This window comes from Gordonia sp. IEGM753 (assembly GCF_050321825.1).
Classification (GTDB): Bacteria; Pseudomonadota; Gammaproteobacteria; order Pseudomonadales; family Pseudomonadaceae; genus Aquipseudomonas.
Map to the genome: position 1 here is coordinate 2317407 of NZ_JBNQGB010000001.1, position 22141 is coordinate 2339547.

A 22141-nucleotide genomic window follows, 5' to 3' on the forward strand; every position below is an offset into this window, starting at 1 on the left:
TTGTCGATGTGTGGACGATTGTCGCAATACCGGGGTATTCATGATTTTGTGGCGGCGCTGAGTATTCCTGATGCCTTGATCAATCACGTCGGCGATCAGCCGCTGGGGCGTTATAACGCTGCCCCGACCGCGCAACTTGCCTTGCTGCATATTGAAGACGATCACCTGCACGCCGATTCGGTGCGCTGGGGTTGGCGGCCGCACTGGGCGAAGGATCGGGCGCCGCCGATCAACGCGCGGGTAGAGAAAGTTGCCCACGGCGCGTTCTTTCGGGCGATCTGGCCACACCGTGCAATTGTGCCGATCGATAATTGGCTCGAATGGGTTGATGAGCAGGATTCAACACGCCAGCCGTGGCTGATTCGTCGCCAGGACCAGGCGCCGATCTTCTGCGCTGCGATCAGCCAGTTCACCGCCCGTGGCGAATCCAGGGGTGACGACGGCTTTGTCATTCTCACCGCCGACAGCGCTGGCGGAATGCTCGATATTCACGACCGGCGCCCCGTCGTGTTGTCGCCCGAACTTGCCCGGGAGTGGTTAGACCCCGCAACTCCAAAAGAACGTGCTGAACAGATGGCATTATGCCAAGGCGCAACCAGTGACGTTTTTGAATGGTACAAAGTGGGTAAAGCGGTGGGTAACGCCAGAAACCAGGACGCCTCTCTGATCAATAAAATAACCTGAACTTAGATTGCAACACGCCGTACCGCACAACGTTACACTCGGTGTTTCAATAACGAGACACTTTTTAAAAGTATCTATTTTGATACATAACCGCCGGTCTGAGATTCTAAAGGTAATACATACATTTAGAATAACTACCGATAGCATTTGTGTCGCATTTCCACTGGCACGACCCAGTTGACCGCCGCGTCAAAAAATAAGGAAATCCCTACAACTAACAAGCCTTGCAGAGAATTAACTTGCGCGACGATTTTTCAACTAATCAAGTCAGCGGGCTGGCTTGCGTCTATCTGTCGATGACAGAACGTTATGAACTCGACTGTTACATAGGGCAATACATCAAGACCCGAGAACTGCGTGCCGTGCCCGATATCAGCAATACCTTGCGCTCAACCCTCGCCGATTATCCGGGCCAACCTCCGGTGATGGTCAACGAATTGAACGCCTGGATCGACAAGACGCTGGGTTATCGTGCCTGTCACCCCGAGTTTCTGCAGTTCGACGACGCCTGATTCGACTCGCGCACCCCAAAAAAGCCCCGAAGGCAATTCGAATGCTGCTCACTTAAGCGATACCCATTCATTTTGTGGCGAGGGGATTCATCCCCGTTCGGCTGCGCAGCAGTCGTAAACCCAGCACACGCGGTGTACCTGCTACACCTGGGTTGCAGCTTTTGGGGCTGCTGCGCAGTCCAACGGGGATGAATCCCCTCACCACAGAATGCTGTTTGTCTGAAGATCGTCTAAGTGAACAGCATGACGAAAACAATTCGGGGCTTGGTTGTTTCCGGGGGCCATCAGGGTTTCAGCGGAATATCCTGATCCCGATCCGAAAGCTCTCGACTGTCGTCATGCTTCCAGGTCTGGGAAGAGCGCTTCTTTTCACGCTCTATTTCTTCTTCCGTCGGCTCATCCACATCGTCATCCGGCTCTGGCGGCTTCTGTTCATTTGCCATGTTCACCTCTCTTCCTGAAGGGATCAGTCATTTACTCAGCGTAGAACACATTGGCGCGTGCGGCTCAGAGCCACCCGCGCAGCAAAAAGAAAAAGCCCATGCTCAACAACATACTGAGCAAGGTATTGCGGGTGTACAACACCAGCCCCACCGCCACCAGCGAGCTGATCAGGTAGGGGTTATCCCACTGCAGATTCAGTTGCTTATCAGGCATAAAAACAATCGGACCGCAGATCGCCGTCAGCATCCCCGGCACTGCGAACCCCAGGAACTGGCGCACATTGCTGCCGAGACGCACCGGCAACCGGGGCTCTAGAAATACGTAGCGGTTGAGAAACACCAACGCGCCCATCCCGATAATCACCGCCCAGACCATCATGCTGTTTGCCTCACATGGAATTTGTTGCAGATAAAGCCTGCGGTCATGCCCGCCAGCCCCGCCAATACCAGCGCTGAACCCCAGTGCCAATAGCTGAACAGCACCGAACAAAACAGTGAAACGGCCACGCACACCACGGTCGGCACGTTGCGTACCACGGGCGTGATCAAGGCAATGAACGTCGCGGCAACCGAGAAATCCAGCCCCAGGTGTTCGAGCCCCGGAATGCTTCTGCCCAACACAATGCCGGCCAGCGTGAACAGGTTCCAGGCAATGTAGAACGTCAGGCCGACGCCCAGCGCGTACCAGCGATTGAACTGCTGTTTGTCGTGCTGACTGACCAGCGCGAACAATTCATCGGTCAGTAAAAAGCCCAAGCCTGCGCGCCAGCGACCCGGCAACGGTGAAATAACCGAACGCATGCTCATCCCGTAAAGCAAATGCTGGGAGGTCAGCAACAACGTGGTCAGCAGGATCGAAAAGATTCCGGCGCCACCCTTCAGCATGCCGATCGCCACCAATTGCGCGGCACCGGCAAATACGATGCTCGACAACCCCTGCCCTTGCAGCGGTGTGAGATTGGCCTCGATGGCCATGGAACCCGCCAACAACCCCCACGGGGCGGTGGCTAAAGACAGTGGCATGATCGCCAAGGCGCCACGCATAAACGCGCTGCGCGGCAGGAGTGAATGGGACATAACGCTCTACAGGCCGGGAATGACAGCGAACTGTGCCAGCAGTCGCGGCCGATGGCTTGAACAATCTTGCGCACTTTTAACGGCCTGATCCATTCATCGGCTAGACGCTTGTTTCAAAACCGTAGTAGCAACATGATGGCGCAGCATTTTTTCATTGAGGCCCCTTCATGAGCACCGTCGACACTGACAGCGATGTCTACAAAACCCTGCTTGAATCGACCAAGGCGATTCCTTGGCGCATCGACTGGAAAACCATGACCTTTAGCTACATCGGTCCGCAGATCGAGCGTTTGCTGGGCTGGAAACAGGACAGTTGGCTTGGCGTGAATGACTGGGTTGAGCGCATGCACCCCGATGATCGCGAGTACGTGGTCGAGTTTTGTGTCTCGCAATCACGTGCCGGGGTAGACCACGAGGCAGATTATCGAGCGCTGACCGCAAGCGGCGACTACGTGTGGATTCGCGACGTGGTGCACGTGGTGCGCAAGGACGGCGAAGTGGAAGCGCTGGTGGGTTTCATGTTCGACATCAGCGAGCGCAAGAAGACCGAAGAGCATTTGATTCGGCTGCAAAAGCAGCTTGAAGAATATTCGTTCCAGGACGGCCTGACCGGTATCGCCAACCGGCGCATGTTCGACACCGTGCTCGAACGCGAATGGAGCAGCGCGCAACGCAGCGGTCTGCCGCTGTCGCTGTTGATTCTGGATATCGATTACTTCAAACAATTCAATGACCACTACGGGCACATAAAAGGCGATGAATGTTTGCGCACAGTGGCGCAAACCTTGTCGCTGGCGGCTAACCGACCACGGGATTTCATCGCGCGCATCGGTGGCGAAGAGTTCGTTTGGCTGCTGCCGGAATCTGACGCCGAGTCGGCGCGTCTGGTTGCCAATAAATGCCTGCACTTGATCCGTCAGCAGCACATTGCTCATCAATCGTCGCCCGTTTCACCCTTGCTCAGCCTCAGCGTGGGCGTCGGTACCACCAAAGTGAAGCCGCAAGCAACGGCACTGGATTTCGTCGAACAGGTCGATAAATTGCTGTACCGAGCCAAACACAACGGGCGGATGCGCGCAGAGTTCGCTGATTTTCGCGATTGACAAAAACCGCGCCGGCTTTTAAAACTGAGCGCCTCATTCAGGGTGTAAGTAAATATGTTCGCAACGTTAACGCTCAACACTGACGCTATTGGCTTGATTGCCAAGGCGCAAGGTTGCGTTGCGCACGCCCCTAAATCGAAGAAACAGTCGCTCATGTGACCGGGGCTCGCTGTCCCGTCAGATGAGCTGACAGGACATTGAGCGCGACGGGCACCCTTCCCCCTGCTTACTTCCTTCTACGCTTCTGACGGTGACGAAATCGGTCAACTTTCAGGAGTATGTTTATGTCAGCGTTTCAAGGTATTTGGGTTCCCATCGTCACCCCGTTTCACAACGGTGCCATCGACTTCGCGAGCCTGCGTCGACTTGTCGGCCATTTGCTGGAAAAAGGTATCGCCGGAATTGTCGTCTGCGGTACCACTGGGGAGGCGGCAGCGCTGGGGAAGCACGAGCAACTGGCCGTGCTTGATGCCGTGCTGGAGTGTGTGCCGGCGCAGCAGGTGGTGATGGGTCTGGCCGGCAATAACCTGACCGAACTGCTGCAATTTCAGAGCGAAATACTCACGCGCCCAGTGGCCGGTTTGCTGGTGCCGCCGCCGTATTACATTCGCCCGTCCCAGGCCGGCCTGGAAGCGCTTTACAAAACCGTGGCCGATGCATCCAGTGTGCCGCTGATTGTGTATGACATTCCGTATCGAACTGGGGTCGCGTTTGAACAGGCGACCCTGCTGAACATCATCGCTCACCCGCAGATCGTTGCAATCAAGGATTGCGGCGGCAATCCGGCCACTACTCTGGCGCTGCTGGCCAGCGGCAATGTCGACGTGTTGTGCGGGGAAGACGCGCAGCTGTTCAGTGCGCTGTGCCTGGGTGCCAAAGGTGCGATTGCGGCTTCAGCGCACGTTCACCCTGAACGTTTCGTTGAGTTGTACCAGCAACTGCGAGACCAGCAATTGACCGACGGCCGGGCGACGTTCTTCACACTGTTGCCGCTGATCAACAGCCTGTTCATGGAGCCCAATCCAGCCCCGGTGAAAACCGCACTGGCGCTTGAAGGCCTGATCGCCGACGAGTTGCGCGCTCCGATGCAATGCAGCAGCGCAGCCATGACTCAGCGTTTAAAGGCAGTGCTCGCGGCGTTGAACCGCACACATCGATAGAGCGCCAGCCAGCCGTGCGCGTAATATGTAGCGATTCGCCTAACGTGCCAGGGAGTGAACATGCTGTACCGGATCGCTGCGGACGGGTTGGTGCTGTTTCATCTGCTGTTCATTCTGTTCGTGCTGTTCGGCGGGCTGTTGGTGCTCAAATGGCGCCACCTGATCTGGTGGCACCTGCCCGCTGCGACGTGGGGAGTGATGGTGGAGGTTTTCCACCTGACCTGCCCGCTCACCTACTGGGAAAACCTTGCGCGGGACGCCGCCGGGCAAACTGTGTATGGCGGCGGTTTCATTGAGCATTACGTGTTGCCGGTGATTTACCCCGCTGGCCTCACGCCCACTATTCAGTTGGGCCTGGGCTGCGTGGTACTGGTCATCAACCTGTGGGTGTACGTGCGGCTGATCAGGTTGTGGCGGCTACGGCGGGCCGCTTGACGCAGGGTCGGGCTTAGTTGGCAATCACACTCATGTTCCGACCGCTGGCCTTGGCCACATACAACGCCTTGTCTGCGGCGGCGAGAAAGTCATCAGGGTGAAGCTGGGTTTCTGCTTTATAGGCGCAGACACCCAGGCTGACGGTGACCGTTCCTTCAACACCTTCGCTGTGCAAGATCCCCGCCTCTTGAACCGCATGGCGAATTTTCTCCGCCACCAGAAACGCGCCCACATAGTCCGTGCCGGGTAACACCACCGCGAACTCCTCGCCCCCATAACGGGCGGCCAGATCCCCGGGTCGCTGGATATTTTCTTTAATGATCGCGCTGATCTTGCGCAAACACACGTCCCCGGCCACGTGCCCGTATAGGTCATTGAACCGTTTGAAGTGATCGACATCGATCATCAGCAGCGCCAGTTGCACTTGGGTGCGCTTGGCCCGCCCCATTTCCGAGAGGATAAAAAGATCAAATTGACGACGATTGGAGAGCCCGGTCAGCGCATCCTCCAGCGCCAGCAATTCCAGGCCGCGATTCACTTCGAGGAGTTTTTCCTGCGCGTCCAGCAGCACCGCCTGCACCTGATTCTGCTGCCTCATCAGTCGGATCAGGCGATAGCTCAAAACCCCCAGAAAACACAGGAGCACAGTGACAATACCCGCGCTGAGCATTGATTCCTGGCGCCATCCCGCCAGCACTTCATCCTTGTCCAGCGCCACAAAAATGATCAGCGGATAACCTTCTACCCGTTGAAAACCGACCACTCGCTCGACGTTATCCATCACCGACCTGACGGTTGCCGTGCCTGAGTCGCCCTTGGGCAGCAGTTGAGTAAATAACGGGCCCTTGGCGACGCTACTGCCGATATCGGCCTCATTGAATGGCCGCCGCGCGACAATCGTGGCGTTGTCTGCGAGCAGGCTGATCACGCCGTTATGGCCCATGTCGATGCTGTCGTAGAGGTCCAGGAAGTGGCTGAGGTACAGGGTTGCCAGCGCCACGCCGGCGAAGCTGCCGTCGGGGTGATTGACGCGCCGTGACACGGTCATGATCCATTCACCGCTGGAACGGCTCTTGATCGTCGGGCCAATGTGCGGGCCACGATCGGGATTATTCAGGTGAAACTGGAAATACTCACGGTCGGCGTTATTCGCTTGCGGCAAATCAGCGCCGTTGGAGTTGACGATCCATCGACCCTTTTCGTCGTACACAAACAACCCGTGCAACTGGCGCAACTCGCTGCGCTGGGCACTGAGCAAACGTTGCATCCGGGGCTGGCGCGCCTGCTCGACACCCTCGTTCTCCAGACGCTCAACCAGCGTCAGCAACAACGTATCAGCCTGTTTGATCGACGCGTGCGCTTGCGAAGCCAGGGTTTGCGCAAGGTTGGACATGGCCACTTCCTTGTCGCGCAAATGGTATTGGCGTGAATTCCAGCCTTCCCAGATAACAATGCTGGTCATGGCCAGGCACACCGCCACCAGCAGAAACACCACGTGGCGGATCTTCAGGCGGGTCTTGACGTGTTCAGCGCCCGGTAACGCACCGGGCCGGGCATTCTCAAGACGCTTGCTGATGGACAATTGGCCCATGTCGTTCCTTTACGCTCAGGGTTTAGGCATTTGTTTCACGGCCTCGATCCACGCCGGATTCAACTGCGTCTGTTCGGTATCAATACCCAACGCCTCCATGTGCGCCTTGTGCTGCTCGATTTCACGGTTCAGTTGCCCATGATCACTTGAGTTACCGTCGAGCAGATGCATCTGAGTTAAGCCTAAATGATAAAAACGTAACAATTTGATTGCGCTCGGGTCGTCCTTGGCCACCGCGTCCGTCACCTGATGCATGACATTGGTGATGCTCATCAGGCTGCGCTTGAGCTGCCAGCCATACACCGCCGGCGCCATCCATTGCTGGGTCCAGAACGTACCGCGCATCAGTGCCGCCATCAGCAGTACCGCGACAAACACACCGCCGACGTTGAAGCGCATGTTGTCACCGCCAGGCTCGCCGAACAGCGTAACGGCCAGGGTCGCCAGCAGCATCGCCAGCGCCAGGAAAATCAGGGCGATGATCACCGTGCTGCGCCGCGTCTGTTGTCGATAGGTCTGGGCGTTCATCGGCTTGATTTCGAACATCGCGTCGGGTTTCCTTGGGTCATTGGCAAAAAGACTGCGGGGCATTATCGCCTCCCCGAGGGATTTAGCTATGCTGGGGCTCCTTTTCATCTTTTCATCGTCAAAGGGGAACATGGCGATACCTCGCAGTTCGTGCCATCTTCTTTATTGGAAACACACTATTCGGATGCCATTTGCCAATCCTCGGGTGAACGACATCGTTTTAAGGATCATTGAATGACCCAAAGACACGTAATCAACGCCTCCGTCAGCCCTAAAGGCAGCCTGGAAACACTCTCCCAACGTGAAGTACAGCAACTGAGCGAAGCCGGATCCGGCAGCACCTACACCTTATTCCGCCAGTGCGCCCTGGCCATTCTCAACACCGGCGCTCACGTTGATAACGCCAAGACCATCCTCGAAGCGTACAAAGACTTCGAGATTCGCATTCACCAACAGGATCGCGGCGTACGCCTCGAGCTGCTGAACGCCCCGGCTGACGCCTTCGTCGACGGCGAAATGATCGCCAGCACCCGCGAAATGCTCTTCAGTGCATTGCGCGACATCGTCTACACCGAAAATGAACTCGACAGCCAGCGCATCGACCTGAGCAACTCCCAGGGCATCAGCGACTATGTGTTCCACTTGCTGCGCAACGCCCGCACCCTGCGCCCAGGCGTCGAGCCGAAGATCGTGGTGTGCTGGGGCGGCCACTCGATCAACACCGAAGAATACAAATACACCAAGAAAGTCGGGCATGAACTGGGCCTGCGCAGCCTCGACATCTGCACCGGTTGCGGTCCTGGCGTAATGAAAGGCCCGATGAAAGGCGCCACCATTGCCCATGCCAAGCAACGCATCCATGGCGGACGCTACCTCGGTTTGACCGAGCCCGGCATCATCGCCGCCGAAGCGCCAAACCCGATCGTCAATGAACTGGTGATTCTGCCGGACATCGAAAAACGCCTCGAAGCTTTCGTTCGTGTAGGTCACGGCATCATCATTTTCCCGGGCGGCGCTGGCACGGCCGAAGAGTTTCTGTACCTGCTGGGCATTCTGATGCACCCGGACAACGAAGGCCTGCCCTTCCCTGTCATCCTCACCGGGCCGAAACACGCAGCGCCGTACCTGGAACAGCTGGATGCGTTCGTAGGCGCCACGCTGGGTGAAACGGCCAAGCAGCATTACGAGATCATCATCGACGACCCGACAGAAGTTGCGCGGCAGATGACCCAGGGCTTGAAAGCGGTCAAACAGTTCCGCCGCGAGCGTAACGACGCTTTCCACTTCAACTGGCTGCTGAAAATCGACGAAAGCCTGCAACGTCCGTTCGATCCAACGCACGAAAACATGGCCAACCTGAAACTCAGCCGCGACCTGCCGCCCCACGAACTCGCCGCCAACCTGCGCCGCGCGTTCTCAGGCATCGTCGCTGGCAACGTCAAGGACAAGGGCATTCGCCTGATCGAAGAACACGGTCCTTATCAGATCCGTGGCGATGCGGCGGTCATGCAGCCGCTGGATCAATTGCTCAAGGCGTTCGTTGCCCAGCACCGGATGAAATTGCCCGGCGGCGCGGCGTATGTGCCGTGTTATCAGGTGGTTGCGTAGTTATATTTTCTGAGTGATAACCGTGCGAGCCGAAGCAAACGCTTCGGCTCGTTGCATTCAGGGATGAGGTTTTTCACACCAAACGAGCAGCCAATGCCTTGGCCTGGCTCGCGACATCGGTCACCGCCGTACTCTCCCACCACATTCCGCGTAATGGCGGGCCCATGGCGAACAATCGACTGGCCACCTGGCCATCGGCAGCCAGCACGGCGCCATCCACTGCAGCCGCAATTCCCAGCGCCAAAGGCCCGGGCGAAATCAGCCCGCGTGCCAATAATTGCTGCGGCAAGCGTCGCGCAACCCTTCGCCAGTCGTACTCGATGCCACTGGAATTGATCAACGCCGCACCGCTGACCACCGAGGTAGCAGCCTCACCGCGCCGACGAATGCGAATACTGACCCCATTCCCCGGATCAGGCGCCAGCCCTTTGAACGACGCCGCCTGAATTCGCAAACGACCTTCATCGTGCAAGCGCGCAACCAACTCGGCGCTTAGCGGTGGCGAGCGGTGGTGATGACTTTCCCACCACGGCCGAACATGCCGCACGAACTGTCGACGCTGCACATCGGTTGCCTGATTCCACAAACGGCCAATGTGCGCCCGCACGGTGTCGAGCGGCGCCTGCCAGTCGACGCCTTGCGCAATGGCATCCCGGCAATGCGCACGCAGCGCGCGCAGCAATTGCCTGGGTGTGCGCAGGTTGTGATCTTCGGCGAGAAAATCCACCCAGGCTGGCGGCTGACGGCGTACGTGCGGCAGCAAGCCATGCCGGGAAAACACTTCGATAGGCCCTCGATGCCCGGCCTGTTCCAACGACACCACGGCATCGACCATGGTCAGGCCCGAACCGATGATCAGCACTGTCGACTGCGGGTCGAGTTGCTTCATTGCCGTAACGTCCCAAGGGTCGAGCGCGGCCGCATTCAAACCGCTCGATTCAGTCTGTGGCGTGCGCGCAGCGGGGAACATTCCAGTCGCCAGCACTGCCAATGAGCCCTGCAGGCGCTGCCCGTCATCCAGTGTCAACTGCACAGCATCGTTCAATACTTGCAGGTCCACAGCCTCGGCGCGCACATGCGTAACGGTTGAGCCGTTCAGCGCACCCAGCGCTTGTGCTTCGGCCAGCCGTTGTTGCACATACACACCAAACAGGCCCCGAGGCGGGAACAGTTCACTGATCGGCACGGGTTGCTCGAACGACTCCGGCCAGCCACCCGCTGCAATGTAGTCGGTCAGCCATTGGGTCAAGTCGTCAGGGTTGTCCGGGTCGACGCTCATCCGCGCCGCGTTGCCGTTGAGCGTATGGCCCAGTTCGACCGCGCTGTACGCCTCACCGCGCCCCAGCTCTGCGCGCGGTTCGATCACCAGCAGTGAACGTTTGCCGGGCAGGCGCAACAACTGCGCCGCCAGCATCGCGCCGCTGAGGCCACCACCGATGATCAGGACATCTGCGTGACGGCTGGCATCGGTCGCCTGTCCGTTTTGGGGCTCAATCATGCGGTTCTCACTGATCACTGTTTTAAGCGCCACATTAATAGGTTGGTTGGGTATCAGGAAGCTCAGGTGCTGGTCACGAGTGAGCCTGGCGCACATCCAGACCCTGTACCGGGCAATGATAGGCGCCAAATCTTCGGAGGATTCTCAAGCAGTACCAAAGTAGGACGCAGGATAAACGCCGCCCTTCACCGGGCAACTGCTCGCGCAACGTGCCCGCAACGGATCCTGTTTTGTCCACTGCGTGTTTCTGCAGGAGTCATGCCTTAAATTATTTTGTTTTTTTTCAAGGCATTAAGAAACAATCAGAGAATTGATTACAACGTTAACCGGGCAAAGTGTCGATTCACTGTTGTTCGGCGAACAGTTAGATTACGACGTGGGTTATCAGTACGGGGACGCCTGTTGCCGAACCTGCATCTGAGTCATTCCACGGAAGAATGTCCCCTGACGCCATTGAATGCTGCCGGGTATCAACTCCAGATCCAGACTTATCAATGAGGGCAAGACCAGCCGAAGCTGCATTCTCGCCAACTGTACTCCCAAGCAAGAATGAGCCCCCTGAATAAAAGCTAAATGCCGCCCTGCGTCACGTGTGATGTCCAATCGGTCCGGGTCGGGGAAAACCCGTGGATCACGATTGGCTGCCGCCAGCGAGAGCACCACCCGCTCTCCCTTGCCAATCCGCTGGCCTCGGATCTCGACTTCCTCCCGCGCAAATCGCAGCACACTGCTGGCACCCCCATCGAATCGAAGCATCTCCTCGACTGCAGACGGGGTCAGTTCCGGGTGGTCGCGCCATAGCGTTCGTTGATCCGGATTGCGCATAAGGGACAGCATCGCATTCCCGATCGTGTTGCTGGTGGTGACAAATCCTGCCAGGAAGATAAAGACGTACTGCGCCACCAACTCGTCTACGCCAAACCCTTGATCAAGGAATGTGCGGGGGCGAAGAAGATATTCATCGCTCTTGCGATCCGACCGGGATCGTTCGATATGCTCACGCATATAGACGCTGAGCTCACGAGCACTGTGTTCATACCCGCCCTGCAAGGCCTCCAAAGAGGTTGACGCAAGCACTGGGTCATGGAACGCGCTGAGATCCAGCAGTGAACCCACGTCCCGGGCCCAACGCGTCAGACGCGGCACATCGTCGTGGGGCAGTCCCATGATCTCGGCGATTGCCAGCGCTGGCACCGGCTCCGCGACATCCGCGATGATATCGGCCACAGCTCGTCGCCCCATTGAGGAAACGGCATCCGTGACCAGCTCACTCACTTTTGCGCTCCAGCGCTCTAACGCGGCAGGTCGGAAGAAGGGAGCGAACTGACGTTTCATACGTAGATGGGCATCACCTTCGGACAACATCATGAAACCTTTGAACAGCATCGCGGTGCTCTTCGCTAATCGAAATGGAGCAGGCGAACTTAACCCATTCACCGCTGATCGACTTCTGTCGACGCGCAACAAGGCTGAAGAAAAGCGAGGATCCTTCAGCACAAAGCTGACATCCTCGTATCGTGTCAGCCAATGATGTCCGCAGGTATTTCTGCAAATAGGGAATTCGTCCTGAAGACGCCTCAGGGCAGAATGTGGATTGGCCACGAAAGCGCTATTCCAACAATTCAAGATCGCGTTCTCGCCCATTACTTGCACTGGGCTGACAGCCGCAGGCCCGCGTTCGCCGGTGTTGGTTGCGACGCGCCAAGGGATGGAATGAGCATCAACGAGCAACGCGCGCAAATTTGCACCCAGCACTTGCACCTGCGGCGGGAGCAACATGGTTAAGTGATTGCCAGGCACCTCAACGAGCATTAGCTGTGGACATAGCTCGCTCCAGCCAAATCCAGGTTTGTCATTTTCCCAGGAAGTTCGCGCAGAGTGCATAACACCCAAGGGAAAACCGTCGAGCGCGCGCATTAGAGTGATGGGCACGTTCAGTGGCCTAGGGCGATAGGCCACCAGCGCTGCCATATTCGCGAGGTAAACCTGGCGCACCTTGGCATCGGGCAAATGAGTCGCGATGGAAGAGTCGGTATTTGGAGTGAATATTGCTTGAAACTTTGATAGCTCATGATTCGCCATCACATCGGGAGATTCGTCCTTATGAAGCAAAATCTCTTGTGGGAAAGCCGTATCAAGCAGGAAAAGATGCGCAACTCGCCCTCCGATGTCCCGCAACTGCTGCGCGATCTCGTAGGCCACTAAGCCCCCGAAAGAGTGGCCGGCCAACAAGTATGGTCCTTGCGGTTGAATTAGCAGGATTTCCTCAAGGAAGTGCGCCGCCATGTCCTGAACCGACACTAATGGCACGCTGCCTCGATCCATGCCTGACGAACGAAAACCAATTACCGCTCGATCCGAACCAAGCTGCGCGCTGAGTGCGCTTAAATAGGATGATTTTCCGGGCGCCCCCGGTACCAGGAACAATGGCGCAGGCATTTTCCAGCCTGGCAAGACTTGGACGCACCCGGGGTTAACGCCGTGCACTGACTCCTTAGCCTCCGCGAGTGACCTGACCGCGCATTTCTGTCCACTGAGCTGACTCATGGCTACCTCTGCACCGTTGGTCGCACCGCTTTCATTGTGACCTTTGTGCAATCACGGTTTCGCCTAGGCGCAGGAATGCGGCAAGCCGGAAACTTTCTTCAACCGGACTCGCTCGACAACTGTCTAGACGAAGTGAAAGCCATGCCAGAGCCGGTACGAGATTGTAGTAATGCTCTGAGCTGCATTTGAGGTGCTATCACCTGACCCGTCTACTGGTAGAAATAACAGGTAGGTCACCGTTTCTGATGAACGGCTATCAGCTTTTAGATCACGACGTTTCGCACAAACCGCGTCGCCACCGCTCCTTCGTTGCGATAGGAGTGCGGCTGGTTACTGGCAAACATATAAAACTCGCCCGCCGCGATTACATGCGGCGTGTCGCTGAGTAACAGCGTCAGGCAACCTTCGAAGACGTAGATCTGTTCGCTCCAGCCGTCGGCATCCGGTTGGGAGGGGTAGATTTCGCCGGGTTGCAGGCACCATTCCCACTGCTCCACTTCGCGGGTGGCGGTGGCTCTCGACAGCAGCACGGCTTTACTGCCGGGTATCTTGCCGGCCCAGGCCAGCTCATTGATGCGGCTGTGATCCCGAACGTCCGGAGCCTGGATCAAATCGCTGAAGGCAACGTCCAGTGCTTCGGCCACACGGTCGAGGGTGGTGAGGCTGACATTTTTTTCGCCAGCCTCGATGGCCACCAGCATCCTGCGGCTGACGCCGGACTTTTCGGCCAGCGTGCTTTGGCTCATGTCGGCGGCATGGCGCAGGCGCCTTACGTTCTGACTGACGTGCTGGAGAACTGAAGCCCTTTGCGCAGAATCTTTGTGCACTATATTGCTCACTTGGTGGGGTTGGGCAGTATACTGCGCAACATTCGACGCATTGTGCGTCGCCCTCAGGTAGCGCGCAAGGTTATGACGTCGGTGAACTCCTCCCAGGCTTCTTCCCGTTTCTCAAGGTTCAGCAAAGCCGAGTGCGTGCTGGTGCTGATCACCATGGTCTGGGGCGGGACCTTTTTGTTGGTACAGCATGCAATGACGGTCAGCGGGCCGATGTTTTTTGTCGGCCTGCGTTTCGCGGCGGCGGCAATCATTGTGGCAGCGTTCTCGTGGCGCCATTTACGTGACCTGACGCTGTTCGAACTGAAGGCCGGGGCCTTTATCGGGGTGGCGATCATGCTCGGTTATGGCTTGCAGACGGTTGGGTTGCAGTCCATTCCCAGCAGTCAGTCAGCGTTTATTACCGCGCTGTACGTGCCTTTTGTTCCGTTGCTGCAATGGCTGGTGATGGGTCGTCGCCCGGGGTTGATGCCGAGCATCGGGATCATGTTGGCCTTCACCGGTCTGATGCTGCTGTCGGGGCCGGCCGGGGCTTCGTTCAATTTCAGCCCGGGTGAAATCGTCACCCTGATCAGCGCCATCGCGATTGCCGCGGAGATCATTTTGATCAGTACCTATGCCGGTCAGGTTGATGTGCGGCGTGTGACAGTGGTGCAACTGGCGACCACGTCGGTGCTGGCATTCTTGATGGTGGTGCCGACCCAGGAAGTCCTCCCGGATTTTTCATGGTTCTTGCTGGCCAGTGCGTTGGGGCTGGGCGTGGCCAGTGCGGCAATTCAGGTTGCGATGAACTGGGCGCAAAAAAGTGTCTCGCCAACGCGGGCAACCTTGATTTATGCCGGTGAACCGGTGTGGGCCGGCATTGTCGGGCGCATCGCGGGTGAGCGCTTGCCGGCGATTGCGTTGCTGGGCGCAGGTTTGATTGTAGCGGCGGTAATTGTCAGTGAGCTGAAGACCAAGGGTAAAGCCAAGGCTGCACCAGCCGAAGACGCCTTGGAGCGCGAAACTCAGGGTTGAAGCTCCCTTGCTGCCAGGCGAGCCACGTACTGTCCAGGCACGAGCCAAATCTGGAGTACGCCTTGCCGCTGATGGCGACTTTGAGGGCGCCATCGCTGGCAAGCCAGACTCCTACGGATCGGTGGTGAATCCCGAATTTATGTGGTTAACGCAGATCCCGTAGGAAACCGGCTTGCCGGTGATGGCGATTCCAAAAACCCCATCGCTGGCAAGCCAGACTCCTACGGATCGGTGGTGAATCCCGAATTTATGTGATTAACGCAGATCCCGTAGGAAACCGGCTTGCCGGTGATGGCGATTCCAAAAACCCCATCGCTGGCAAGCCAGACTCCTACGGATCGGTAGTGAATCCCGGGGTTCATGCCCCGAATATTTACAAAAACGGCACGCCTGCGTTGAGCACACCGTATACAAAGCTTTGAAACAATGTGAAGCAGGCTTTTTCCGTCTACCTTGTAGGATTCTGCGACAGCTTGGTGTTTGGTAATCCGGGAGGTGGCACGTATGATGCTTCACAAACTTCCGCAGATTAGAAGCCTATGTCCCTGATAGTTCTACTGCTTCTGCCGTTTATTGGCAGCTGCGTGGCGGCCTTGCTGCCGCACAACGCGCGTAACACCGAATCTTTACTGGCTGGCCTGGTCGCCTTGATTGGCACCATCCAGGTCGCACTCTTGTACCCGCAGATCGCCCACGGTGGCGTCATCCGCGAAGAATTCTTCTGGTTGCCCAGCCTGGGTTTGAATTTTGTCCTGCGCATGGATGGTTTCGCCTGGCTGTTCTCGATGCTGGTGCTGGGCATCGGTACGCTGGTGTCGTTGTACGCCCGCTATTACATGTCTCCGGACGATCCGGTGCCGCGTTTCTTTGCGTTTTTCCTGGCGTTCATGGGCGCAATGCTTGGGTTGGTGATCTCCGGCAACCTGATTCAGATCGTGTTTTTCTGGGAGCTGACCAGCCTCTTTTCGTTCCTGTTGATCGGCTATTGGCATCACCGCGCCGATGCCCGGCGCGGCGCCTATATGGCGTTGATGGTCACGGGCGCAGGCGGATTGTGTCTGTTGGCGGGAGTCGTACTGCTCGGCCATGTGGTCGGCAGCTACGACCTGGACAAGGTCCTGGCCGCCGGCGATCTGATTCGCGCACATGCCCTCTATCCCATCCTGTTGCCTCTGATTTTGATCGGCGCGCTGAGCAAAAGCGCGCAATTCCCCTTCCACTTCTGGCTGCCCCATGCCATGGCCGCGCCGACACCGGTGTCGGCGTATCTGCACTCGGCAACCATGGTCAAGGCTGGCGTGTTCTTGCTGGCGCGGCTCTGGCCGTCGTTGTCCGGCAGCGAAGAATGGTTCTACATCGTCAGCGGCGCCGGCGCTTGTACGCTGTTGCTCGGCGCGTACTGCGCGATGTTCCAGAACGACCTCAAGGGGCTGCTGGCGTATTCCACTATCAGCCATCTGGGCTTGATCACCCTGCTGCTGGGCCTGAACAGTCCGCTGGCAGCCGTGGCTGCGGTGTTCCATATTCTCAACCACGCGACCTTCAAAGCCTCGCTGTTCATGGCCGCGGGGATCATCGACCACGAAAGTGGCACCCGCGACATTCGCAAACTCAGCGGCCTGATCAAACTGATTCCATACACCGCCACCCTGGCCATGGTCGCCAGCGCCTCGATGGCCGGCGTCCCGCTGCTAAACGGCTTCCTGTCGAAAGAGATGTTCTTCGCCGAAACCGTGTTCATCAACGCCACGGCCTGGGTCGAAATGGCGCTGCCCATCGTCGCCACCATTGCCGGCACTTTCAGCGTTGCCTATTCGCTGCGCTTCACGGTTGATGTGTTCTTCGGCCCAACCGCCACCGACCTGCCGCACACCCCGCATGAGCCGCCACGCTGGATGCGTGCACCGGTGGAACTGCTGGTGTTTGCCTGCCTGGTGGTGGGGATTTTCCCGGCGCAAGTGGTCGGCCCGTTGCTGGCCGCCGCCGCCCTGCCCGTCGTTGGCGGCACATTGCCAGAATACAGCCTGGCGATCTGGCACGGCTGGAACGCGCCCATGATCATGAGCCTGATCGCCATGTCCGGTGGCATCTTGCTGTACCTGATGCTGCGCAATCAGTTTAAACGCGGGCGTTTCAAATACCCGCCGATCATCGGCCGCTTCAACGGTAAACGACTGTTCGAGCGCAGCCTGGTGATCATGATGCGTCTGGCGCGTCGTCTCGAACGGCGGATCAGTACCAAGCGCCTGCAAACCCAGCTGTTCCTGATGGTGCTCGCGGCAGTGCTGGTCGGGTTTATTCCCATGTTCCATAGCAGCGTGAGTTGGGGTGACCGGCCGAAAATCCCGGGCTCTATCGTCTTCGTCACCCTCTGGCTGCTGGCGATTGCCTGTGCACTGGGCGCGGCGTGGCAAGCCAAGTATCACCGGCTCGCAGCCCTGACCATGGTCAGCGTGTGCGGCTTGATGACCTGCGTGACGTTCGTCTGGTTCTCGGCGCCGGATCTGGCGCTGACGCAACTGGCGGTAGAAGTGGTGACCACGGTGTTGATCCTGTTGGGCCTGCGCTGGTTGCCTCGACGGATCGAAGAGGTGTCACCGCTGCCGAGCAGTTTGCGCAAAGCGCGTATTCGTCGCCTGCGCGACTTGTTGCTGTCGATTGCGGTCGGTGGCGGCATGGCGCTGCTGTCGTACGCGATGCTGACACGCCAGACGCCTAACGATATTTCGTCGTTCTACCTCAGTCGCGCCCTGCCCGAGGGCGGCGGCAGTAACGTGGTGAACGTGATGCTGGTGGACTTCCGTGGTTTTGACACCCTGGGCGAAATCACTGTGCTGGTGGCGGTGGCCTTGACCGTGTTCGCCCTGTTGCGACGCTTCCGCCCGCCCAAGGAAAGCCTGCAATTACCCGCACAACAACGCTTGCTCGCGCCGGATGTGGTCACCGATCTGGTCAACCCGCGTCACGCCAGCGACACCGCGCTCGGCTTCATGATGGTGCCCGCAGTGCTGGTTCGCCTGCTGCTGCCGATTGCGTTTGTGGTGTCGGTCTACCTGTTCATGCGCGGCCACAATCAACCGGGCGGCGGTTTCGTTGCCGGGCTGGTGATGTCAGTGGCGTTCATCCTGCAATACATGGTTGCCGGCACGCAGTGGGTGGAGGCGCAAATGAACTTGCGCCCCTTGCGCTGGATGGGCACCGGGCTGCTGTTCGCCACGGTCACTGGCCTGGGTGCAATGGCGGTCGGCTATCCCTTCCTGACCACTCACACCTGGCACTTCGAACTGCCGGTATTGGGTGACATCCACGTGGCCAGTGCGCTGTTCTTCGACATTGGCGTGTACGCGGTCGTCGTCGGTTCGACGTTGTTGATCCTCACCGCCCTCGCCCACCAATCGGTACGGGGTCACAAGACCGCTGCCCTGCCCAAATCCGTCGCCAGCAAAGGAGCCGTCTGATGGAAGAAGTCATCGCAATCGCCATCGGCGTCCTCGCGGCGTCCGGCGTCTGGCTGGTGCTGCGGCCACGGACCTTTCAGGTAGTGATGGGTTTGTGCTTGCTGTCCTACGGCGTCAACTTGTTCATCTTCAGCATGGGCAGCCTGTTTATCGGCAGGGAGCCGATCATCAAGGACGGCGTGACCCAAGACTTGTTGCACTACACCGATCCGCTGCCGCAGGCACTGGTACTGACCGCCATCGTTATCAGCTTCGCCATGACGGCACTGTTCCTCGTGGTACTGCTGGCTTCGCGCGGTTTGACCGGGACCGACCATGTGGATGGCCGGGAGCCTAAAGAATGAATGCGATGACGCACCTGATCGCCGCACCGATTCTGCTATCGCTGCTGACCGCCGCCCTCATGCTGATGCTGGGAGAGAAACATCGGCCCCTGAAGGCCAGGATCAACCTGTGCTCCAGCCTGCTGGGGCTGGGCATTTCGGTACTGCTGCTGCAATGGACGCAAACCACTGGCGTACCCGGCTCCATTGGCGTGTATTTGCCGGGCAACTGGCAGGTTCCGTTCGGCCTGGTGCTGGTAGTCGACCGTCTCTCGGCGATGATGCTGGTGCTGACCGGCATCATCGGTGTCAGTGCGCTGCTGTTCGCCATGGCCCGTTGGGACGGCGCCGGCTCAAGCTTCCATGCCTTGTTCCAGATCCAGCTGATGGGGCTCTACGGCGCTTTCCTGACGGCCGACCTGTTCAACCTGTTCGTGTTTTTTGAAGTGCTGCTGGCCGCTTCCTATGGCTTGATGCTGCACGGGTCGGGCCGGGCCCGGGTGTCTTCGGGGCTGCATTACATCTCGATCAACCTGCTGGCCTCGTCGCTGTTCCTGATTGGCGCGGCGTTGATCTACGGTGTCACCGGCACCTTGAACATGGCCGACCTGGCATTGAAAATTCCGCTGGTGCCTGAAGCGGACCGTGGCCTGTTGCACGCCGGTGCGGCGATCCTCGCCGTGGCGTTTCTGGCCAAGGCCGGCATGTGGCCTCTGAACTTCTGGCTGGTGCCTGCCTATTGCGCAGCGAGTGCTCCAGTGGCGGCGATGTTCGCGATCATGACCAAGGTCGGCATCTACACCTTGCTGCGCTTATGGACCCTGCTGTTCTCCGGCCAGGCAGGCGCGTCGGCCTACTTTGGCGGCGATTGGCTGATCTACGGTGGCATGGCAACCATTGTTTGCGCCGCCGTGGCGATTCTGGCCGCACAACGCCTCGAACGCCTGGCCAGCCTGAGCATTCTGGTGTCGGCCGGGATTTTGCTGGCGTCCATCGGTTTCGCCCAGCCCAACCTGATCGGCGCAGCCCTGTTCTATCTGGTCAGCTCGACGCTGGCGCTGAGTGCACTGTTCTTGTTGGCAGAGCTGGTCGAACGCTCGCGGTCGGCCAATGAGATGCCATTGTTCGACGATGGCGACCTGATTGCGCGGCCACTGGAATCGTTGCAGCCACCCAAAGGCATCAACCTCGACGACGAACAAAAAGCTGTGGTCGGGCAAGTCATTCCCTGGACCATGGCCTTCCTTGGCTTGAGTTTTATTGCCTGTGCACTGCTGATCATAGGCATGCCGCCGCTTTCAGGCTTTATCGGCAAACTCGGCCTGCTGCATGCCTTGCTCAATCCGCTGGGCCTGGGCAACGGCGGTGACGAGCCGGTATCAAACGCCGCATGGGGTTTGCTGGCGCTGTTGATTATTTCCGGGCTGGCGTCGCTGATTGCCTTCTCACGCTTGGGTATCCAGCGTTTCTGGACGCCGCAAGAACGCCCGTCGCCGCTGCTGCGACGCTTCGAATGCGTACCGATCATTATTTTGCTGGGGCTGAGCGTAGCGCTGGCCTTCAAGGCCGAACCGCTGCTGCGGTATACCCAGGCCGCCGCCGATGCCCTGAACAATCCGCAGCAATACGTTATGGCCGTGCTTGGCACGCGTGCGGTACCCAGCCCTGAATCCAAAGCTGCGATGCTGGAGGTGCAGCCATGAAGCGCCTGTTTCCAGCCCCCTGGTTATCGCTGGCACTGTGGTTGTTGTGGCTGCTGCTGAACCTGTCGATCAGTCCTGGCAATCTGCTGTTGGGTGCAATCCTGGGGTTTAGCGCGCCGCTGATGATGCGCAAGTTGCGTCCACTGCCGATTCGCATTCGTCGGCCGGGCGTGATCCTGCGCCTGCTGTGCGTGGTCGGGCGAGACGTTGTGACGTCCAACCTAGCCGTCGCCTGGGGCGTGTTGAATGCCGGTCGCCGCCCGCCGCACTCACGCTTTATCAAAGTGCCGCTGGAGCTGCGCGACGCCAATGGCCTGGCCGCGCTATCGATGATCACCACGGTGGTCCCCGGCACGGTGTGGTCGGAACTGGCGCTGGATCGCAGCATTTTGTTGCTGCACATATTCGATCTGGGTGACGAGGCGCGGTTTATCGAACACTTCAAGGCGACTTACGAGCGCCCATTGATGGAGATCTTCGAATGAGCGAATTGCTGTCGAACGCGATTTTGCTGAGCCTGTTCATCTTCTCGATGGCCATGGTGCTGACGCTGATTCGCCTGTTCAAAGGGCCATCCGCCCAAGACCGGGTTCTGGCACTGGATTACATGTACATCGTCGCCATGCTGATGATGCTCACGCTGGGCATTCGCTATGCCAGCGATACGTACTTTGAAGCGGCGCTGCTGATAGCGCTGTTCGGCTTCGTCGGCTCGTTTGCCCTGGCCAAATTCCTGCTGCGCGGCGAGGTGATCGAATGAATGCTCATTTGTCTTTATGGATTGAGCTGCCGGTGGCGATTCTGCTGGTGCTCAGCAGCATGTTCGCGCTGATCGGCGCGGTCGGCCTGTTGCGCATGAAGGATTACTTTCAGCGCATGCACCCGCCAGCCTTGGCCTCAACGCTGGGCGCGTGGTGCGTGGCATTGGCCTCGATCATTTACTTTTCGGCGCTCAAGTCAACGCCGGTGCTGCATGCCTGGTTGATACCGATTCTGTTGTCGATCACGGTGCCGGTGACCACCCTGCTGCTGGCGCGCGCCGCCTTGTTTCGCAAGCGCATGGCCGGTGACGATGTACCGGCCGAAGTCAGCAGCCGGCACAACAGGGTGGCCCCGGATCAAATCCAGGCGACGGCCAGTAATCCGGCACCCAACACCACGCAAAGCGGTGAATAAGCCCAGGTATCCAGCCTGGCAAATCGCGAATCCTTGACCTGCTTGAAAAAGCCCACCAGGTTCGAGTCGCCTATCGCGCGGGCGAACATCAACATCGCAATGGCACTGATAACCCACTGCAGCGACCAATGATGAACATAGGGCAGGTACAAACCCACCCGCAGGCACACCAGCATCGCGATCAGCAATAACCCGACGGCCACCAGCAACGTGGCAAAGCCTGAAGGTTTGAAGGCCAGCCGCGACTCGCGGCCCTCCTCTGCCGGTATTCGCGGTACCGCTGCTTCACTTCCCAAGGTGCCACCCGCTGCCCAGTACAGGTGGACCAAGCTGATTAACATGAAAATTGCAGCCATCCATTGCGCGATAAGCAGGCTCATAAATTCAGACATCCAGCGTAAAATGTCGCAGCAGGATGAACCTCCCCGCGCGTTTATGTAAG

General features: G+C 58.3%; 22 protein-coding genes. 13 read left to right on the forward strand and 9 right to left on the reverse strand.

Going from position 1 to position 22141, the window contains the following annotated elements; genetic code table 11:
- The first annotated feature begins 6 nt into the window (after positions 1-6).
- Positions 7-684 (forward strand): SOS response-associated peptidase family protein, encoded by a 678-nt coding sequence (locus ACQR3R_RS10355; protein ID WP_428272021.1) that lies wholly within the window; start codon positions 7-9, stop codon positions 682-684.
- A 239-nt stretch (positions 685-923) separates the two neighbouring features.
- On the forward strand, positions 924-1196 hold the full coding sequence (locus ACQR3R_RS10360; protein WP_428272022.1) for a hypothetical protein: 273 nt from the start codon (positions 924-926) through the stop codon (positions 1194-1196).
- Between the two features lie 284 nt (positions 1197-1480).
- Here ACQR3R_RS10360 and ACQR3R_RS10365 read toward each other — a convergent pair whose 3' ends face one another.
- The 3 genes from ACQR3R_RS10365 to ACQR3R_RS10375 form a co-directional block, all read right to left on the reverse strand.
- The gene (locus ACQR3R_RS10365) at positions 1481-1639 is read right to left on the reverse strand and encodes a hypothetical protein (RefSeq protein WP_428272023.1); all 159 of its coding nucleotides are present in this window, start codon (positions 1637-1639) and stop codon (positions 1481-1483) included.
- 64 nt (positions 1640-1703) lie between these two features.
- Complete coding sequence (locus ACQR3R_RS10370; protein WP_428272025.1) at positions 1704-2018, reverse strand: AzlD domain-containing protein; 315 nt, start codon at positions 2016-2018, stop codon at positions 1704-1706.
- Positions 2015-2716 carry an AzlC family ABC transporter permease gene (locus ACQR3R_RS10375; protein WP_428272026.1) on the reverse strand — a complete coding sequence of 234 codons (702 nt, stop codon included), beginning with the start codon at positions 2714-2716 and terminating at the stop codon, positions 2015-2017. Before ACQR3R_RS10375 ends, ACQR3R_RS10370 begins: the two co-directional genes overlap by 4 nt.
- Positions 2717-2883: 167 nt before the next feature.
- On the opposite strand from ACQR3R_RS10375, the gene ACQR3R_RS10380 reads away from it, so the two are divergent.
- From ACQR3R_RS10380 to ACQR3R_RS10390, 3 genes are all read left to right on the forward strand, one after another.
- Positions 2884-3819, forward strand: a complete 936-nt coding sequence (locus ACQR3R_RS10380) for a diguanylate cyclase domain-containing protein (protein ID WP_428272027.1) — start codon at positions 2884-2886, stop codon at positions 3817-3819.
- Positions 3820-4103: 284 nt separating this feature from the next.
- Complete coding sequence (gene dapA / locus ACQR3R_RS10385) at positions 4104-4979, forward strand: 4-hydroxy-tetrahydrodipicolinate synthase (protein ID WP_428272028.1); 876 nt, start codon at positions 4104-4106, stop codon at positions 4977-4979.
- A gap of 60 nt (positions 4980-5039) precedes the next feature.
- A complete protein-coding gene (locus ACQR3R_RS10390; protein WP_428272029.1) occupies positions 5040-5414 on the forward strand; it encodes a DUF2784 family protein in 375 nt (124 codons plus the stop codon).
- Between the two features lie 13 nt (positions 5415-5427).
- Here the strand turns inward: ACQR3R_RS10390 and ACQR3R_RS10395 are convergent, their stop codons facing one another.
- Both ACQR3R_RS10395 and ACQR3R_RS10400 read right to left on the reverse strand, forming a co-directional pair.
- Positions 5428-7005, reverse strand: coding sequence for a diguanylate cyclase (locus ACQR3R_RS10395; RefSeq protein ID WP_428272030.1), 1578 nt, complete (start codon positions 7003-7005; stop codon positions 5428-5430).
- Positions 7006-7020: 15 nt separating this feature from the next.
- The gene (locus ACQR3R_RS10400; RefSeq protein ID WP_428272031.1) at positions 7021-7596 is read right to left on the reverse strand and encodes a DUF3087 family protein; all 576 of its coding nucleotides are present in this window, start codon (positions 7594-7596) and stop codon (positions 7021-7023) included.
- 171 nt (positions 7597-7767) lie between these two features.
- Between ACQR3R_RS10400 and ppnN the strand changes: the two genes are divergently transcribed.
- Positions 7768-9141 (forward strand): nucleotide 5'-monophosphate nucleosidase PpnN, encoded by a 1374-nt coding sequence (gene ppnN / locus ACQR3R_RS10405; protein WP_428272032.1) that lies wholly within the window; start codon positions 7768-7770, stop codon positions 9139-9141.
- Between the two features lie 73 nt (positions 9142-9214).
- On the opposite strand, the gene ACQR3R_RS10410 is transcribed toward ppnN, so the two are convergent.
- The 3 genes from ACQR3R_RS10410 to ACQR3R_RS10420 form a co-directional block, all read right to left on the reverse strand.
- On the reverse strand, positions 9215-10639 hold the full coding sequence (locus ACQR3R_RS10410) for an FAD/NAD(P)-binding protein (RefSeq protein WP_428272033.1): 1425 nt from the start codon (positions 10637-10639) through the stop codon (positions 9215-9217).
- 384 nt (positions 10640-11023) lie between these two features.
- On the reverse strand, positions 11024-13078 hold the full coding sequence (locus ACQR3R_RS10415) for a cytochrome P450 (RefSeq protein ID WP_428272034.1): 2055 nt from the start codon (positions 13076-13078) through the stop codon (positions 11024-11026).
- Between the two features lie 371 nt (positions 13079-13449).
- Positions 13450-14013 (reverse strand): helix-turn-helix domain-containing protein, encoded by a 564-nt coding sequence (locus ACQR3R_RS10420; protein WP_428272035.1) that lies wholly within the window; start codon positions 14011-14013, stop codon positions 13450-13452.
- Positions 14014-14106: 93 nt separating this feature from the next.
- On the opposite strand from ACQR3R_RS10420, the gene ACQR3R_RS10425 reads away from it, so the two are divergent.
- The 7 genes from ACQR3R_RS10425 (at position 14107) to ACQR3R_RS10455 (ending at position 21699) form a co-directional block, all read left to right on the forward strand.
- Positions 14107-15039, forward strand: a complete 933-nt coding sequence (locus ACQR3R_RS10425) for an EamA family transporter (protein ID WP_428272036.1) — start codon at positions 14107-14109, stop codon at positions 15037-15039.
- Positions 15040-15578: 539 nt separating this feature from the next.
- Complete coding sequence (locus tag ACQR3R_RS10430) at positions 15579-18497, forward strand: monovalent cation/H+ antiporter subunit A (RefSeq protein WP_428272037.1); 2919 nt, start codon at positions 15579-15581, stop codon at positions 18495-18497.
- Entirely contained in the window at positions 18497-18841 is a 345-nt protein-coding gene (locus tag ACQR3R_RS10435; protein ID WP_428272038.1) for a Na+/H+ antiporter subunit C, read from the forward strand. The genes ACQR3R_RS10430 and ACQR3R_RS10435 overlap by 1 nt, the downstream gene beginning before the upstream one ends.
- Positions 18838-20523, forward strand: a complete 1686-nt coding sequence (locus ACQR3R_RS10440) for a monovalent cation/H+ antiporter subunit D (protein WP_428272039.1) — start codon at positions 18838-18840, stop codon at positions 20521-20523. The genes ACQR3R_RS10435 and ACQR3R_RS10440 overlap by 4 nt, the downstream gene beginning before the upstream one ends.
- A complete protein-coding gene (locus tag ACQR3R_RS10445; protein ID WP_428272040.1) occupies positions 20520-21008 on the forward strand; it encodes a Na+/H+ antiporter subunit E in 489 nt (162 codons plus the stop codon). The genes ACQR3R_RS10440 and ACQR3R_RS10445 overlap by 4 nt, the downstream gene beginning before the upstream one ends.
- Positions 21005-21283, forward strand: coding sequence for a K+/H+ antiporter subunit F (locus tag ACQR3R_RS10450; protein ID WP_428272041.1), 279 nt, complete (start codon positions 21005-21007; stop codon positions 21281-21283). The genes ACQR3R_RS10445 and ACQR3R_RS10450 overlap by 4 nt, the downstream gene beginning before the upstream one ends.
- Positions 21280-21699 carry a Na+/H+ antiporter subunit G gene (locus ACQR3R_RS10455; RefSeq protein WP_428272043.1) on the forward strand — a complete coding sequence of 140 codons (420 nt, stop codon included), beginning with the start codon at positions 21280-21282 and terminating at the stop codon, positions 21697-21699. The genes ACQR3R_RS10450 and ACQR3R_RS10455 overlap by 4 nt, the downstream gene beginning before the upstream one ends.
- Here the strand turns inward: ACQR3R_RS10455 and ACQR3R_RS10460 are convergent.
- The gene (locus ACQR3R_RS10460; protein ID WP_428272044.1) at positions 21642-22079 is read right to left on the reverse strand and encodes a DUF3995 domain-containing protein; all 438 of its coding nucleotides are present in this window, start codon (positions 22077-22079) and stop codon (positions 21642-21644) included. The genes ACQR3R_RS10455 and ACQR3R_RS10460 overlap by 58 nt on opposite strands.
- Positions 22080-22141: the final 62 nt, after the last annotated feature.